This window comes from Streptomyces sp. NPDC096152, from assembly GCF_044763235.1.
GTDB lineage: Bacteria > Actinomycetota > Actinomycetes > Streptomycetales > Streptomycetaceae > Streptomyces.
Genome location: NZ_JBIWFW010000001.1, coordinates 603,507 through 618,999 on the forward strand (window position 1 = coordinate 603,507; position 15,493 = coordinate 618,999).

The 15,493-nt window shown below is 71.7% G+C and carries 14 protein-coding genes and 1 pseudogene; 7 read left to right on the plus strand and 8 right to left on the minus strand.

Annotated features, from left to right (window positions below):
• A complete protein-coding gene (gene fasR / locus ACIQ9G_RS02630) occupies positions 1-1,206 on the minus strand; it encodes a fatty acid biosynthesis transcriptional regulator FasR (RefSeq protein ID WP_403605168.1) in 1,206 nt (401 codons plus the stop codon).
• A gap of 87 nt (positions 1,207-1,293) precedes the next feature.
• Here fasR and ACIQ9G_RS02635 point away from each other — a divergent pair, with 87 nt between their 5' ends.
• Complete coding sequence (locus tag ACIQ9G_RS02635; protein ID WP_403606741.1) at positions 1,294-1,953, plus strand: pirin family protein; 660 nt, start codon at positions 1,294-1,296, stop codon at positions 1,951-1,953.
• 30 nt (positions 1,954-1,983) lie between these two features.
• Here the strand turns inward: ACIQ9G_RS02635 and ACIQ9G_RS02640 are convergent, their stop codons facing one another.
• Entirely contained in the window at positions 1,984-2,802 is an 819-nt protein-coding gene (locus ACIQ9G_RS02640; protein ID WP_403605171.1) for a serine hydrolase domain-containing protein, read from the minus strand.
• A 19-nt stretch (positions 2,803-2,821) separates the two neighbouring features.
• The gene (locus tag ACIQ9G_RS02645; RefSeq protein WP_403605174.1) at positions 2,822-3,292 is read right to left on the minus strand and encodes a GNAT family N-acetyltransferase; all 471 of its coding nucleotides are present in this window, start codon (positions 3,290-3,292) and stop codon (positions 2,822-2,824) included.
• Positions 3,293-3,389: 97 nt separating this feature from the next.
• Here ACIQ9G_RS02645 and ACIQ9G_RS02650 point away from each other — a divergent pair, with 97 nt between their 5' ends.
• Both ACIQ9G_RS02650 and ACIQ9G_RS02655 read left to right on the plus strand, forming a co-directional pair.
• On the plus strand, positions 3,390-3,896 hold the full coding sequence (locus ACIQ9G_RS02650; RefSeq protein ID WP_403605177.1) for a MerR family transcriptional regulator: 507 nt from the start codon (positions 3,390-3,392) through the stop codon (positions 3,894-3,896).
• Positions 3,893-4,909 (plus strand): aldo/keto reductase, encoded by a 1,017-nt coding sequence (locus ACIQ9G_RS02655; RefSeq protein ID WP_403605180.1) that lies wholly within the window; start codon positions 3,893-3,895, stop codon positions 4,907-4,909. The genes ACIQ9G_RS02650 and ACIQ9G_RS02655 overlap by 4 nt, the downstream gene beginning before the upstream one ends.
• Before the next feature lie 85 nt (positions 4,910-4,994).
• Here ACIQ9G_RS02655 and ACIQ9G_RS02660 read toward each other — a convergent pair whose 3' ends face one another.
• The 3 genes from ACIQ9G_RS02660 to ACIQ9G_RS02670 all read right to left on the minus strand — a co-directional run bounded on the left by ACIQ9G_RS02660 (position 4,995) and on the right by ACIQ9G_RS02670 (position 7,956).
• On the minus strand, positions 4,995-5,852 hold the full coding sequence (locus tag ACIQ9G_RS02660; protein WP_403605183.1) for a DUF4429 domain-containing protein: 858 nt from the start codon (positions 5,850-5,852) through the stop codon (positions 4,995-4,997).
• Positions 5,853-5,918: 66 nt separating this feature from the next.
• Positions 5,919-7,136, minus strand: coding sequence for an alpha/beta hydrolase (locus ACIQ9G_RS02665; RefSeq protein ID WP_403605186.1), 1,218 nt, complete (start codon positions 7,134-7,136; stop codon positions 5,919-5,921).
• Between the two features lie 151 nt (positions 7,137-7,287).
• Positions 7,288-7,956: a TetR family transcriptional regulator gene (locus tag ACIQ9G_RS02670; protein ID WP_403605189.1), complete on the minus strand. Its 669-nt coding sequence runs from the start codon at positions 7,954-7,956 to the stop codon at positions 7,288-7,290.
• 122 nt (positions 7,957-8,078) lie between these two features.
• Here ACIQ9G_RS02670 and ACIQ9G_RS02675 point away from each other — a divergent pair, with 122 nt between their 5' ends.
• Both ACIQ9G_RS02675 and ACIQ9G_RS02680 read left to right on the plus strand, forming a co-directional pair.
• A complete protein-coding gene (locus ACIQ9G_RS02675; protein ID WP_403605192.1) occupies positions 8,079-9,698 on the plus strand; it encodes an MFS transporter in 1,620 nt (539 codons plus the stop codon).
• Between the two features lie 304 nt (positions 9,699-10,002).
• The gene (locus ACIQ9G_RS02680; protein WP_403605195.1) at positions 10,003-10,311 is read left to right on the plus strand and encodes a small hydrophobic protein; all 309 of its coding nucleotides are present in this window, start codon (positions 10,003-10,005) and stop codon (positions 10,309-10,311) included.
• 51 nt (positions 10,312-10,362) lie between these two features.
• Here ACIQ9G_RS02680 and ACIQ9G_RS02685 read toward each other — a convergent pair.
• Positions 10,363-11,082 (minus strand): annotated as a pseudogene (locus ACIQ9G_RS02685) (potassium channel family protein); the annotation flags it as partial.
• A gap of 126 nt (positions 11,083-11,208) precedes the next feature.
• Entirely contained in the window at positions 11,209-13,956 is a 2,748-nt protein-coding gene (aceE, locus tag ACIQ9G_RS02690) for a pyruvate dehydrogenase (acetyl-transferring), homodimeric type (protein WP_403605198.1), read from the minus strand.
• A gap of 401 nt (positions 13,957-14,357) precedes the next feature.
• Here aceE and ACIQ9G_RS02695 point away from each other — a divergent pair, with 401 nt between their 5' ends.
• A complete protein-coding gene (locus tag ACIQ9G_RS02695; protein ID WP_403605201.1) occupies positions 14,358-14,795 on the plus strand; it encodes a DUF3052 domain-containing protein in 438 nt (145 codons plus the stop codon).
• A 165-nt stretch (positions 14,796-14,960) separates the two neighbouring features.
• Positions 14,961-15,419: a peroxiredoxin gene (locus ACIQ9G_RS02700; protein WP_403605204.1), complete on the plus strand. Its 459-nt coding sequence runs from the start codon at positions 14,961-14,963 to the stop codon at positions 15,417-15,419.
• Positions 15,420-15,493 lie beyond the last annotated feature (74 nt).

A 15,493-nucleotide genomic window follows, 5' to 3' on the forward strand; every position in this document is an offset into this window, starting at 1 on the left:
TTAGGCCTGAGGATCTCCATCGGCCAGACGCCCCAGGATCAGCGCGATCCTCAGTGTGAAGGCGGATCGTACATCGGAGGGTGACCAGCCGGTGACGTCAGTCACACGTCGGAGCCGGTAGCGCACGGTGTTCGGGTGAACGAAGAGCATCCGGGCCGCGCCTTCCAGACTGCTCGCCTGCTCCAGATAGACGCTGAGCGTTTCCAGCAGTGCGGAGCCGGCCTCCTCCAGCGGTCTGTAGATCTCCTCCACCAGCTGCTCGCGGGCGCTCGGATCACCGGCGATCGCGCGCTCCGGCAGGAGATCGTCCGCCAGCACCGGCCGCGGTGCGTCCTGCCAGGCCGAGCATGCCTTCAGCCCGGCCGCCGCGGCCTGCGCGGACCGGGTCGCGGCCAGCAGGTCGGCCACGATCGGGCCGGCCACGACGGGGCCGGCGGCGTACGGGCCGATCAGCGACTTGGCGACGGCGAGCGGGTTGTCGCTGCCGCCCGCGATGACGACCAGCCGGTCGCCGAGCACGCCCGTGAGGACCTGGAGCTTGGCGTGACGGGCGGCCCGCCGGATGGCCTCGACGGTCAGCTCGGAGTCGCCGTCCGGGGCGGTGCCCAGCACCACGCACACGTGTTCCGGGGAGTTCCAGCCGAGGGCGGCGGCGCGCGAGACGGCCCCCTCGTCCGCCTCGCCCGACAGGACGGCGTTGACGACGAGGGACTCCAGCCGGGCGTCCCAGGCGCCGCGTGCCTCGGCGGCCTGGGCGTAGACCTGGGCGGTGGCGAAGGCGATCTCGCGGGCGTAGACCAGCAGCGCCTCCCGCAGCACCGACTCGTCCCCGGGAGCCGCCACCTCGTCGATGGCGGACTCCATGACCTCGATCGTGGTGCGCACCATCTCCACGGTCTGCCGCAGCGTGATCGCCCGGGTCAGCTCCCGCGGCGCGGTCCCGAAGACATCGGTGGAGATCGCCTGCGGGGCGTCGGGGTGCCGGAACCACTCGGTGAAGGCGGCGATGCCCGCCTGGGCGACCAGCCCGATCCAGGAACGGTTCTCCGGGGGCATGGCCCGGTACCACGGCAGCGTCTCGTCCATGCGCGCGATGGCCTGGGCGGCGAGAGATCCGGAGGACTTCTCCAGCCGCCTCAGGGTCGCGGCGTGCGTATGGATGCCGTGCGCGGCGGGGCCGGGCTTGCTTGATTCGGGTTCGGGCACGGGGACAAGACTGCCTTATCGGGACTCGGGCGCGTGCCGCCGGGTCACCACGGAGGTCCGGGACGCGGGGATACCGTTGGGTGCGTGATGGATGTACGGCGCGCGGCAGAGCGCTTCGAGGGCGGTGAGGCGGCGGCCGGGATCGAGTCCTGGCACGCCTTCTCCTTCGGCCCGCACTACGACCCGGACAACCTCCGCTTCGGCGCGGTGATCGCCTGCAACGAGGAACGCCTCGCGCCCGGCGCCGGGTTCGACGAGCACCCGCACAGCCACACCGAGATCGTCACCTGGGTGGTCGAGGGCGAGCTGACCCACCGGGACTCCACGGGCCACGAGACGGTGGTCCGCCCCGGCGACGTGCAGCGGCTCAGCTCCGCGGGCGGCGTCCGCCACGTGGAGCGCAACGACGGCACGGCGCCGCTTTCCTTCGTGCAGATGTGGCTGGCCCCGCTGGAGCCCGGCGGCGACCCCTGCTACGAGATCGTCCACGGCATCGCCGACTCCACGCCGTACGCGGTGCCGGAGGCGGCCGCCATGCTCCACGTCCGGCGGCTGTCGGCGGGCGAGCGGACGGCGGTGCCGGACGGGGCATACGTGTACGTCCACGTCGTACGCGGCGAAGTGCGGCTCGGCGGCGAGCGGTTGGGCCCGGGGGACGCGGCCCGCATCACGGACGCGAAGGACCTGGAGGCGGACGCCGAGACCGACGCCGAGCTGCTCGCCTGGGAGATGGCGGCGCGGGCCTAGGAAAGGTTCACCGGCTCGCGACGCCCGGCACTAGCGCAGCTCGGCCAGGACCGCGTCCGTGAACGGCGGCCACGCCTCGACCGCCCACGGCCCGAACGCCCGGTCCGTCAGCGCCACGCAGGCCGCCCGCGCGTCCGGGTCGATCCACAGGAACGTGCCGGACTGGCCGAAGTGACCGAAGGTGCGCGGGGAGGACGAAGCGCCGGTCCAGTGCGGGGACTTGGCGTCGCGGATCTCGAAGCCGAGGCCCCAGTCGTTCGGGTTCCGGTGGCCGTAGCCCGGCAGGACGCCCTTGGTGCCCGGGTACTGCACCGTCATCGCCTCCGCGACCGTCCGCGGGTCCAGCAGCCGTGGCGCCTGGATCTCGGCGGCGAAGCGGAGGAGGTCGTCGACCGTGGAGACGCCGTCCTTCGCCGGGGAGCCGTCCAGCGTCGTCGCCGTCATGCCCAGCGGTTCCAGCACCGCCTGGCGCAGGTACTCGGCGAAGGGGATGTCCGTCGCCTTGGCGACATGGTCCCCGAGCTGCTCGAACCCGGCGTTGGAGTACAGCCGCCGCTCCCCGGGCGGGGCCGTCACCCGGTGTTCGTCGAAGGCCAGGCCCGAGGTGTGCGCGAGCAGATGGCGGACCGTCGCTCCGGGCGGCCCGGCCGGCTCGTCGAACTCGATCGCCCCCTCCTCGTACGCCACGAGCACCGCGTAGGCGGCGAGCGGCTTGGTGACCGAGGCGAGCGGGAGGCGCCGCCCGGCCGGGCCGTGGGTCCCGAGGACCGTCCCGTCGGCCCGTACGACACCCGCCGCGGCGGTGGGAACCGGCCAGTTCTCGATCGACGCCAAGCTGTTCAACGACATGACGCCGAGCCTATGCGGCTCACAGCGCCAGGCGCATCGAGGGGTCGGGCTTGCGCACGAAGCCCAGCGAGGCGTACAGCGGCTCCGCCTCGGCCGACGCGTTCAGGTCGACCTGCCGGGCGTCGCGCTCGCGGAACCAGTCCAGCAGGCTCTCCATGCACCCGCGCGCGTACCCGCGGCGCCGGACGTCCGGGTCGGTCGCCACGCTGAAGACGTGCCCCACCCGGCCGCGCGGGTTCTCCGCCCGCCCGATCCGGTACTCCAGCGCCCCCGCCGCCAGCGCGGCCAGCGCCCCCGGGCGCTCCGGGTGGTCGACGACGAAGGCCACGAAGTCGCCGTCCGGCTCGGCCAGCCGGACCCGCAGGGCGGGCAGGGACTCGGCGTGCCAGCCGGTGGACCCGTCGGCCGTGAACACGGAGTCGAGCATCACCTGGCGCAGCCGCAGCACTTCGCCGGCGTCCTCGGGCAGGGCACGTCGTACGAGACTCATGGGCCGCACGGTAGCCACCGCGGCGGCGGCGCGTCCTGTGCTTTTCTCACCGGTTTCGCTTGCTTCGAGTGCGCTCCAAGGTTTTAGCGTGGAGGCCATGACGGTGATGCAGACCACGGCCGCGGCCCGCGAGGCGACCGGGGAGGGCGCGGAGCCGGCCGCCGACGGGGGCGACCTCTGCGCCGCCCCGCGCCCGCGGCACCCCCGCCCCGACGGGCAGGACGGCTACACGATCAGCGAGGTCGTCGCCCTCACCGGCCTGACGGCCCACACCCTGCGCTGGTACGAGCGGATCGGGCTGATGGCCCACGTCGACCGCTCGCACACCGGCCAGCGCCGCTACACCAACCGCGACCTGGACTGGCTCGACCTCGTCGGCAAGCTCCGGCTGACCGGTATGCCGGTCGCCGACATGGTCCGGTACGCCGAGCTGGTGCGCGCGGGCGAGAGCACCTACGCCGAGCGCTTCGAGCTGCTCCAGGCCACCCGCCGGGACGTCCTGGCCCGGATCGCCGAACTCCAGGACACGGTCGCGGTACTGGACCGGAAGATCGGTTTCTACGCGGACGCCGGACGTCCGCACACAGCGGAGAGGACTCCATGAGCGACAGCAGGATCCCGACGGTACGGCTCGGCGACCACGGACCGGAGGTGGGTGTCCAGGGCCTCGGCTGCATGGGCATGAGCTTCGCCTACGGGCCGTCGGACGCCGGGGAGTCGCGCGCCACCCTGGAGCGGGCCCTGGAACTGGGCGTCACGCTCTTCGACACGGCGGACGCGTACGGCGCGGGCGAGAACGAGCGGTTCCTGTCGCCGTTCTTCACCGCGCACCGGGACGAGGTCGTGATCGCCACCAAGTTCGCCCTGACGATCCCGCCGGACGAGCCGACGAAGCGGATCATCCGCAACGACCCGCCGTACATCCGCCAGGCCGTGGAGGCGAGCCTGAAGCGCCTCGGCGTCGACGTGATCGACCTGTACTACATGCACCGGCGCGATGTGCGGGTCCCGATCGAGGAGAGCGTCGGGACCATGGCCGAGCTGGTCCGCGAGGGCAAGGTCAAGCACCTGGGCCTGAGCGAGGTCACGGCCGACGAGCTGCGGGCGGCGCAGGACGTGCACCCGATCGCCGCCGTGCAGTCGGAGTGGTCGCTGTTCAGCCGGGACATCGAGGCGCACGTCGTGCCGGCGGCCCGTGAGCTGGGCGTGGCCCTGGTGCCGTACTCGCCGCTCGGCCGCGGCTTCCTGACCGGCGGCTTCACCGACGCCGCGAAGGAGCTGACGAGCGACGACTTCCGCCGGACGATGCCCCGCTTCCAGGGCGAGAACGCCACGGCGAACGCGGCCCTGCTGGAGCCGGTCCGCGCCGTCGCCGAGGCGCACGGCGTCTCGCCGGCGCAGGTCGCGCTGGCCTGGGTGCAGCAGCGGTCCGCCGTGCACGGGCTGCCGGTCGTCCAGATCCCGGGCACCCGCAAGCCGCACCGGGTGGAGGAGAACGTGGCGGCGACCCGGATCGTCCTGACCGGCGAGGAGCTGGCGCTGCTGGAGCCGATCGCGGCGAAGGTCGTGGGCACCCGCTACCCGGACATGTCGTTCGCGTCGAGCGGCCGGGAGTAGCCGGTTCGAGCGGCCGGGAGTAGCCGGGAGCAGCCGGTTCGAGCGGCCGGGAGCAGGCCGGGGGCCGCAGGAGGCGGAGGCGGAGCTACAGCTCCGAGAGCAGCTCCGCCTTCTTCAGCGAGAACTCCTCGTCCGTCACCAGCCCCGCCCGGTGCAGCTCGCCGAGGTGCCGGATCCGCTCGGCGATGTCGGCCGGATCGCGGCGCCCCGCCGGGACCGGCACCGGGGCCGGGGTGGCCGGCCCGTTCGCCCGCACCGCCGCCAGCACCGCCGCGGCGAACGGCAGCGACTCGTGCACCGGGCCGTATCCGAGCCCGAACACCACCGCTGCCGGATCCCGGTCCGGCTGCGGGGGCGGCGCGGCGCCCCCGTCGCGGGGCAGCAGCCGCAGATGTCCCTCGAAGACCTCGGGGGAGCGCCACTCCACCCCGCCCAGGCCGGTGACCGGGAAGCTCTGGTCGCCGGCCTTCCACTTCTCCGACGACGCCCCGGTCCACGACCACCGGTACCGCACGGCCGTGCCGTCGAAGGACGCCTTCCCGTCGTACGCCTTGAACCGCAGCGGCGTCTCGGGCGCGGCCACCAGATGGCGCTCGGCGGGACCGGCGCCGGTGAGGTGCGCGCGCAGTTCGTCGGCGTAGTACTCGGCGAGCGTCTCGCGCTCGGCGGGCAGCACCAGCCGGTAGGGGTCGCAGCCCTCCTTGAGCTGTCCCGCGGCCGCCTCCATCAGCGGGTCGGCGCCCGCTCTGGGTTCGGCGCGCAGCACCACGGTCCCGCGTCTGCCCGGGGTGAGCGTCACGTCCGCGAGGGCGGCCAGCGGGATCCGGCGCTCACCGAGTACCTGGAAGAGTTTCGGTGTTCGAATCCCCCGTTCGTAGCGGATGAGCACGGAATCGGACTCGAACTCCCAGGCAGCATGAAATCCGGCCAGCACGTCACCCATGCGGCTCATCGTAGGCGGCACGAGCGTCTTCGTCCCTCCTCGCGCGGACCGCAGTTCCTGCTGTCTCTACGCGCGTCCGGCCTTCGCCGTGCCGGGCAGATCGGCCCGGCACCCGTCGTCGTCACGGGCGCAGCGCACCGAGTCGTACGCCCCGACCCCGATCTCGGCGAAGTTGGTCAGGCTGGCGGTGCCCGGCTCGAAGTAGCCGGCGTGTCCCACGGCCCCGTGCGCCGACAGCACCCGCGCGCCGAAGGCCGAGGAGACCGGGTCGGCGCCGTGGCCGAGTCCGCCGAGCTCCAGGTACGGCACGTCCTGGATCCAGTCGGTGGCGTCGCGCATCGCCCAGACCCGGGCGGAGGTGCGCAGCTGCGCGGCGTCGCGGACCCGCATACCGGGGCTGGCGGCCACCGCCACGTCGGACACCCGCTGCGGCAGTGAGCGCGCGGCCACCCCGCACACCACCGAGCCGTAGCTGTGGCAGAACAGCGCCACCGGCGAGCGGCCGGGCAGTCCGCGCAGCAGCGCGTTCAGCCGGACGGCGCCCTCCTCGGCGCGCATCGCGGTGGCCGCGTCGACGCCGAGCCCGCTCGGGGCGGTGTAGTCGGCCCAGGCGATCACCGCCGTACGCGTCCCGGGCCGCGCCGTGCGCTCGGCGCGGTAGAGCGACTTCGCCATGCCGACCGGCGCCGAGTAGGGGCGGTAGCTCTTCTGGAAGGAGAGCAGGTCGGTGTCGACGCCGGGGACGATGACGGAGACCCGGTCGGCCCGCTGCAGATCGCCGAAGACCTCGGCGACCCGGCCCGACCCTTCGGGGTCGAAGGCGAGGATCTGCCGGCCCTGGTCGAGCAGCGCGGTGTAGCGGTGCATCCGGCGGCCCGCGTCCTGCTGTCCGGCCGAGGTGAGCCGGGCGTCGTGCATCCGGGCCAGCTCGTCCGCGCGCGCCTGGCGCAGTGCCTCCCGGTTCGCCTGGTAGCGCAGCCGCACCGGAGCGCCGTTCATGTTTCCGACCGCGAGCGGATAGCGGTGGGCGAGCCGCGCGCCGTCCCGGGCGGTCAGTGACGCGAAGAACCGGGTGAGCCGGGCCGATGACGCCTCCGGGTCCGGCAGCCGGTGGCCGTGCAGGCGCCCGTGCTCCCAGGCGGAGACGGAGGCCTGGACGGCGGCGCTCCCGCGGTGGCTGCGCACGGCGGTCCAGCCGGTGGTCGCGAGCATCACGAAGACCACGGCCAGGGCGAGCAGCGCACGCCAGACGTTCAGGGGCGGGGAGGTGTCGAGGGAAGTCACTGGAAGGACACACTAGGAGAACGGGAGGGTCTCGCGTGAATCCAGTGACGGGGATCACGTTTGGGCCGGAGTGACAAGCTTCTCAGTCCGTACATCAGTCCAAGATCGGTCATCCGTGCACCAGTTCAAGATCGGTGGAGCGGACCCCGCGTCAAGGTCGGCCGGTCGTACGCCAGTTCCCGGTCAGTGCGGGTCCCACCTGGTCGAGGTACGCGGCCGTGAGCGCCCGGATCGCCTCCAGTCCGGCGTCCTCGCGCGTGCTCCACTGGCGGCCCGTGACCCTCATCACCGCTCCGAAGACGGCCACCGCCAGCCGCGGCCGCGGATCGGCGGCCACGTCGAGCCCCTCGCGCTCGGCGAGCAGCCGCGCGATCTGCTCCTCGGTCTCCGCCGAGCGGCGCAGGTGCGCGGCGAGCAGGACGGGCGTCGACTCGATCACCCGGAACATGCGCAGGTACAGCTCCACCGGCACGACCGCCCCGACCGCGTCGCTGATCGTGTCCCAGCCCTCCAGCACGGCCCCGCGCAGCGCCTCCAGCGGGGCCTCCCCGGGCGGGCGGGTGCGCAGCGACTCGACGAAGTGGGCCTCCACCATCTCCTGCACGGCGAAGGCGACCTCCTCCTTGCCGGCGAAGTAGCGGAAGAAGGTGCGCTGCGAGACGTCGACCGCCTCGGCGATCTCGTCGACCGTGGTCCGCTCGTACCCCTGGGTGGTGAACAGTTCGAGCGCGGCGCGCAGCAGCGCGTCCCGGGTGCGCCGCTTCTTGCGCTCGCGCAGTCCCGGCCGCGGTGCCGCCTCGGCGGTCCCCGCCCTCTCCATGCGTCTCCCGGATCTCGGAGTCCCAGTGTTTCCCCTGTTCAGCCTATACGGGGGTGACATGTCAGTAACCGACTAGTGAACTCGTTTGTCAACTGTCAGTCGCTGACATTAGCCTCGAACGCATGACTAGTCAGACCACCATCGACACGACGGGACCGGGGGACCGGGCGCCGGCCGCCCCGTCGGACCCCGTTCCGGCCGGGGGACTGCGCGGCCACCCGTGGTTCACCCTGATCACCGTCGCCGTAGGGGTCATGATGGTGGCCCTCGACGGCACCATCGTGGCGATCGCCAACCCGGCGATCGCGAAGGACCTGCACGCCAGCTTCGCCGACGTGCAGTGGATCACCAACGCCTACTTCCTCGCCCTCGCGGTCGCGCTGATCACCGCGGGCAAGCTCGGCGACCGCTTCGGGCACCGGCAGACGTTCCTCATCGGCGTGACCGGCTTCGCCGCCGCCTCGGGGGCCATCGGCCTGTCCCACAGCATCGCCGCCGTCGTCACCTTCCGCGTCTTCCAGGGCCTGTTCGGCGCGCTGCTGATGCCGGCCGCGCTGGGCCTGCTGCGGGCCACCTTCCCGGCCGAGAAGCTCAACATGGCCATCGGCATCTGGGGCATGGTCATCGGCGCCTCCACCGCGGGCGGCCCGATCCTCGGAGGTGTCCTCGTCGAGCACGTCAACTGGCAGTCGGTGTTCTTCATCAACGTGCCGGTCGGCGCCCTCGCCCTGCTCCTGGGCCTGCTGATCCTGACCGACCACCGCGCGGCCAAGGCGCCGCGCTCCTTCGACCTCCTCGGCATCGCCCTGCTGTCCGGCGCGATGTTCTGCCTGGTCTGGGCGCTCATCAAGGCGCCGGCATGGGGCTGGGGCGACGGCCGGACCTGGGCGTTCCTCGGTGTGTCCGTCCTGGGCTTCGCCCTGTTCTCCTTCTGGGAGACACGGGTGAGCGAGCCGCTCGTCCCGCTCACGCTGTTCCGCTCCGTCCCGCTGTCCGCGGGCGTGGTCCTGATGGTCCTGATGGCCATCGCCTTCATGGGCGGCCTGTTCTTCGTCACCTTCTACCTGCAGAACGTGCACGGCATGAGCCCGATCGACGCCGGTCTGCACCTGCTGCCGCTCACCGGCATGATGATCGTCGGCTCCCCGCTCGCGGGCTTCGCGATCACCAAGCTCGGCCCGCGCATCCCGCTCGCCGGAGGCATGGTCGCCACCGCGGTCGCCATGTACGGCATGTCCACGCTCAAAGCGGACACCGGCAGCGCCACCATGTCGCTCTGGTTCGCCCTGCTCGGCTTCGGCCTCGCGCCGGTCATGGTCGGCGCCACGGAGGTCATCGTGGGCAACGCGCCCATGGAGCTCTCCGGTGTGGCCGGCGGTCTTCAGCAGGCCGCGATGCAGATCGGCGGCAGCCTCGGCACCGCCGTGCTCGGCGCCGTGATGGCCTCCAAGGTCGACAACGACCTCGCGGGCAACTGGAAGGACGCCGGACTCCCGCCGCTCACCCCGGCCCAGCTCGACCAGGCCTCCGAGGCGGTCCAGGTCGGTGTCGCCCCGGTGCCCCAGGGCACGCCCGAGGCGTTCGCCGTGAAGATCACGTCGGTCGCGCACGACACGTTCGTCTCCGGGATGAGCCTCGCCTCCCTGGTCGCCGCCGGGGTCGCGGCCGTGGCGGTCCTGGTCGCGCTGCTCACCAAGCGCGGCGAGAACGCCGAGGCGGGCGCGGGCGTCGGCCACGTCTGACGGCCGGTCCGGGCCGGTCCCCGCGGGGCGGATCGGCCCGGTTCCCCCATCAGGGTGACTCCGCCGAAGACCGCTCGCCCCGGCCGCGCGCCGCGGGTCACAGTGGGTCATGTCCTCCGCAGGGGAGGGAGGGCGACCGGCTGCGGCGCGCTGCCGGAGGGGGGCAGCGCGCAGGCAGCGGAATCCCCCTCGGCCGGAGCCCGCGAAGAAGCGCGAGAAGTGGGTGACTTGCCCGGCGGAACCGGGGTACCCGATTCCGTGAACCCCTTCGGAACACCAACTCGGCCAGGGGTTCGAGGAGTTGATGATGGCGGGCTTCGGACACGGAACGCGCGGGCACCCCCGTTCACGTAGCCGTACGTGGTCACGGAACGGGCCGGATCGCGCGACGCTCGGAATCATCGGAGTCGTCTGCGCGATCGCCGGATTCTTCGTGCTGGGGATCATCCTCGGCCCGGCGGCGGTCGTCTGCGGCTGGCTCGCGATGGGCCGCAGCTGGACGGGAGACCGTTCGGTACCGGCCCTGGTCGCCCTCGTTCTGGGCGCCATCGACACGCTTCTGGCGATCCTCTGGCTCGCCGGAGCGGCCGGCCCGGGCAGCGGCATGTTCTGACCCGGGCGCGGTGCGGGACGGGCCCCCGGCGGTCGGCCGGGGGCCCACCTGCGTGGTCAGCGCGGCCACATGCGCCCGCAGCTCCCGCACCTCCTCGGCCAGCCGCTCGATCGCCGCCGTCTGACGCCGTTCCTCCACGTCGTCCTTCTCGAACCGGGAGATGAACCAGGCGGCGATGTTCGCGGTCACCACACCCAGCAGGGCGATCCCGGACAGCATCAGCCCGACGGCCAGCATCCGGCCGAGCCCGGTCGTGGGCGCGTGGTCCCCGTATCCCACGGTCGTCATGGTGGTGAACGACCACCACACCGCGTCACCCAGCGTCTTGATGTTCCCGTTCGGCGAGTCCCGCTCCACCGACAGCACGGCCAGCGAACCGAACATCAGCAGCCCCACCACGGCCCCGGCCACGTACGTCGTCAGCCGGACCTGCTCGGCCAGCCGCGCCCGCCGTCCGACGAGCAGCACCGTCGCCACCACCCGCAGCAGCCGCAGCGGCTGGAGCAGCGGCAGCACCACCGCGCACAGGTCCAGCCAGTTGCGGCGGACGAACTCCCGGCGCCGCCCGGTCAGCGAGAGCCGCACCAGGTAGTCCACGGCGAACGCCCCCCACACCACCCACTCCACGACCGTGCACGCGGTCGTCACGGACCGGCTCGCCGCGCTGTCCACGATCGGCACCGCGTAGGCGGCGGCGAACGCCACCGCGAGGGCCAGCAGGGGTCGCTGCGTGCGCCGTTCCCAACGGGCCTGCGCCGAGTCTTGCTCCATGGCCGCATCGTAAGGAAACGAACACTGGCAAGGGCGGCGGAGCCGTCGGCCCCACCGCCCGTCCGGCGGCCCGGGGCCGGGGCGCGCGCCGCGCCCCGGCCCCGGGCCGGTCCCGCCGGAAACCTCCTACGCGTCGCCTCCCGCCGTACCGGGGTCCGCCGCCGTCACGTCGAGCAGCCGGTAGCGGTCCACGGCCTGCTTGAGCACCGAGCGGTCGACCTTCCCCTCGCGCGCCAGCTCCGTCAGCACGGCCACCACGACCGACTCCGCGTCGATGTGGAAGAACCGCCGCGCCGCCCCGCGGGTGTCCGCGAAGCCGAAGCCGTCGGCGCCCAGCGACTGGTACGTCCCGGGCACCCACCGCGCGATCTGGTCCGGCACCGACCGCATCCAGTCGGACACGGCCACGAACGGCCCCTCGGCCCCGCTCAGCTTCCGCGTCACCCAGGGCACCCGCTGCTCCTCCTCCGGGTGCAGCAGATTGTGCTCCTCACACGCCACGGCCTCGCGCCGCAGCTCGTTCCAGGAGGTCGCCGACCAGACGTCGGCCCTCACGTTCCACTCCTCGGCGAGGATCCGCTGCGCCTCGAGGGCCCACGGGACGGCCACGCCCGAGGCCATGATCTGCGCCGGGATCTCGCCCGCGGTGCCCACGCCGATCCGGTGGACGCCCTTGAGGATGCCCTCGACGTCGACGCCGGCCGGCTCGGCCGGCTGCTGGATCGGCTCGTTGTAGACGGTGAGGTAGTAGAAGACGTCCTCGCCGTGCGGGTGCTCCTCGTCGCCGCCGTACATCCGGCGCAGGCCGTCCTGCACGATGTGCGCGATCTCGTAGCCGTACGCCGGGTCGTACGCCACGCACGCCGGGTTGGTCGAGGCGAGCAGCTGCGAGTGGCCGTCCGCGTGCTGCAGACCCTCACCGGTCAGGGTCGTGCGTCCGGCGGTCGCACCCAGGACGAAACCGCGTGACAACTGGTCGGCCATCTGCCAGAACTGGTCGCCGGTGCGCTGGAAACCGAACATCGAGTAGAAGACGTACACCGGGATCAGCGGCTCGCCGTGCGTGGCGTACGCCGAGCCCGCCGCGATCAGCGATGCCGTGCAGCCCGCCTCGGAGATGCCGTCGTGCAGCATCTGCCCGGTCGGCGACTCCTTGTACGCCAGCAGCAGGTCGCGGTCGACGGACTCGTACTGCTGACCGAGCGGGTTGTAGATCTTCGCACTCGGGAAGAACGAGTCCATGCCGAAGGTGCGGTACTCGTCCGGCGCGATCAGGACGAACCGCCTGCCGAGCTCCTTGTCCCGCATGAGGTCCTTCAGAAGCCGGACGAAGGCCATGGTCGTCGCGATGGACTGCTGGCCCGAACCCTTCTTCACGGACGCGTACGTCTTGTCGTCCGGCAGGGTCAGCGGCTTGGAGCGCACGACACGCGTCGGGACGTACCCGCCGTGCGACTTGCGCCGGTCGTGCATGTACTGGATCTCCTCCGAGTCCCGGCCGGGGTGGTAGTACGGCGGCGCGCCGGACTCCAGGTCCCGGTCGGGGATGGGCAGGTGCAGCCGGTCCCGGAAGCGCTTGAGGTCGTCGACCGTCAGCTTCTTCATCTGGTGGGTGGCGTTGCGGCCCTCGAAGTTCGGGCCGAGCGTCCAGCCCTTGATCGTCTTGGCCAGGATGACCGTCGGCTGGCCCTTGTGCTCGACGGCCGCCTTGAACGCGGCGTAGATCTTGCGGTGGTCGTGACCGCCGCGGCCCAGGTGCAGGATCTGGTCGTCGGTCATGTTCTCGACCATCGCGCGCAGCCGGTGGTCGTCGCCGAAGAAGTGCTCGCGGATGTAGGCGCCGGACTCGGTGGCGTAGGTCTGGAACGCGCCGTCCGGCGTGATGTTCATCTTGTTGACCAGGATGCCGTCCCGGTCCTGCGCCAGCAGCGGGTCCCAGGTGCGGTCCCAGATCAGTTTGATCACGTTCCAGCCGGCGCCCCGGAAGACCGACTCCAGCTCCTGGATGATCTTGCCGTTGCCGCGCACCGGGCCGTCCAGGCGCTGGAGGTTGCAGTTGACCACGAAGGTCAGGTTGTCCAGGCCCTCGCGGGCGGCGATGGACAGCTGTCCGAGCGACTCCGGCTCGTCCATCTCGCCGTCGCCGAGGAAGGCCCACACGTGCGAGCGGGAGGTGTCCGCGATGCCGCGCGCCTGCATGTAGCGGTTCATCCGGGCCTGGTAGATCGCGCCGATCGGGCCGAGGCCCATGGAGACCGTGGGGAACTCCCAGAAGTCCGGCATCGAACGCGGGTGCGGGTAGCTGGACAGCGCGAAGGGAGCCTTGGACTTCTCCTGCCGGAAGCCGTCGAGGTGCCGCTCGCTCAGGCGGTCCAGCATGAACGCGCGCGCGTAGATGCCCGGCGAGGCGTGCCCCTGGAAGAAGACCTGGTCGCCGCCGTCGCCCTCGTCCTTGCCCCGGAAGAAGTGGTTGAAGCCGACGTCGTAGAGTGAGGCGGAGGAGGCGAAGGTGGCGATGTGGCCGCCGACGCCGATGCCCGGGCGCTGGGCGCGGGAGACCATCACCGCGGCGTTCCAGCGTGTCGCGTTGAGGATTCTGCGCTCGATCTCCTCGTTGCCCGGGAAGAACGGCTCGCTCTTGGTCGGGATCGTGTTGACGTAGTCCGAGCTGCGCATCTCCGGCACGGCGACGCGCTTCTCCCGGGCGCGCTCGATCAGCCGGAGCATGAGATAGCGAGCCCGCTCGCGGCCCCGCTCGTCGACGGCGGCGTCGAGCGAGTCGAGCCACTCCTGGGTCTCTTCGGGATCGAAGTCAGGAACCTGACTCGGAAGGCCGCCAATGATGATCGGGTTTCGATCGGATCCGGAAGCCACGCTGTTCCTTACCTGTCAGAGGGCGACTTTTCTTGGTCTTTCGGGGGTTTCGCTGCCCTATTCTGGGGTTTCTCTGCCTGTGCCTGCACCGTTCCCCATCGTGTACCTCGCGAGAGGCAAACGTCATCTCTACCGAGGGGTAATCGGGGAACTCCTGTCCTATGGGCCATCCGCGCCGGGTTCTCAAGGGCGCAAACCGGGCAGAGGGGTGTGGTGTGTGTCACCGCTGATCGCGATACCGTGTCAGGAGTTGCGGCGACACAGCCGGGATCGTCACCGTTTCGGCGGTCCGAACCGCCGGGTACTTGCGCGATCCGGCCCGCCCGTGTGGACTACGGCCAATGCTTCGCGCACGCGCGTGGCTGAAGACCCAATAACGCAACACCATCAGGAGGCAACCCGTGAGCGCGACCGCGGACCACGCGGAGGAGCGGACTAACCCGGCCGTCAGGCTGGGCTTCCAGCCCGGGCAGGTGGTCCAGGAGATCGGCTACGACGACGACGTCGACCAGGAGCTCCGCGAGACCATCGAGGAAGCCGTCGGCACCGAGCTCGTCGACGAGGACTACGACGACGTGGCCGACGCCGTGGTGCTGTGGTTCCGCGACGACGACGGCGATCTGACCGATGCGCTGGTGGACGCCACCACGTACATCGAGGAGGGCGGGGCCATCCTGCTCCTCACGCCGAAGACCGGCCGTTCGGGCTACGTGGAGCCGAGCGAAATCTCGGAGGCCGCGACCACGGCGGGTCTGACGGCCAGCAAGAGCGTCAGCGTGGGCAAGGACTGGAGCGGATCGAGGCTGGCGACGCCGAAGGCCGCGAAGTCCAAGAAGTGACCGTCCAGGGGGTCCGGCGTCCCCGGACCCCCGCCGCGGCCCGCTCGGGCCGCGGCCCCCGCACGCCGGACGGGCCGGCCCGTGCCCGGCCCGTCCGCCTGCTCCCGGTGATCGCTGCGTAGGGTGGACCCACCCGAACAGCCCCACCGAAGGGATTCCAGGACGATGGCGATCCAGGTCGGCGACAAGGCCCCCGACTTCGAGCTCAAGGACAACCACGGCAGGACCGTGCGCCTGTCCGACTACCGCGGCGAGAAGAGCGTGGTGCTGCTCTTCTACCCGTTCGCCTTCACCGGCGTGTGCACCGGCGAGCTGTGCGCCCTGCGCGACAACCTGCCGACGTTCGTCAACGACGGCACGCAGCTCCTCGCGGTCTCCAACGACTCCATCCACACCCTGCGCGTCTTCGCCGAGCAGGAGGGCCTGGAGTACCCCCTGCTGAGCGACTTCTGGCCGCACGGCAACACTTCGCGCGACTACGGCGTCTTCGACGAGGACAAGGGTTGCGCCGTGCGCGGGACCTTCATCATCGACAAGGAGGGCGTCGTGCGGTGGACCGTGGTCAACGGACTGCCGGACGCGCGCGACCTGAACGACTACGTGAAGGCGCTCGGCACCCTGTGATCCGACACCTTTGATCCGTCGGCTCCAGGGCCTGCGGGGTGCGGGAACCCGTCACTAGGATCGACACGTTGATC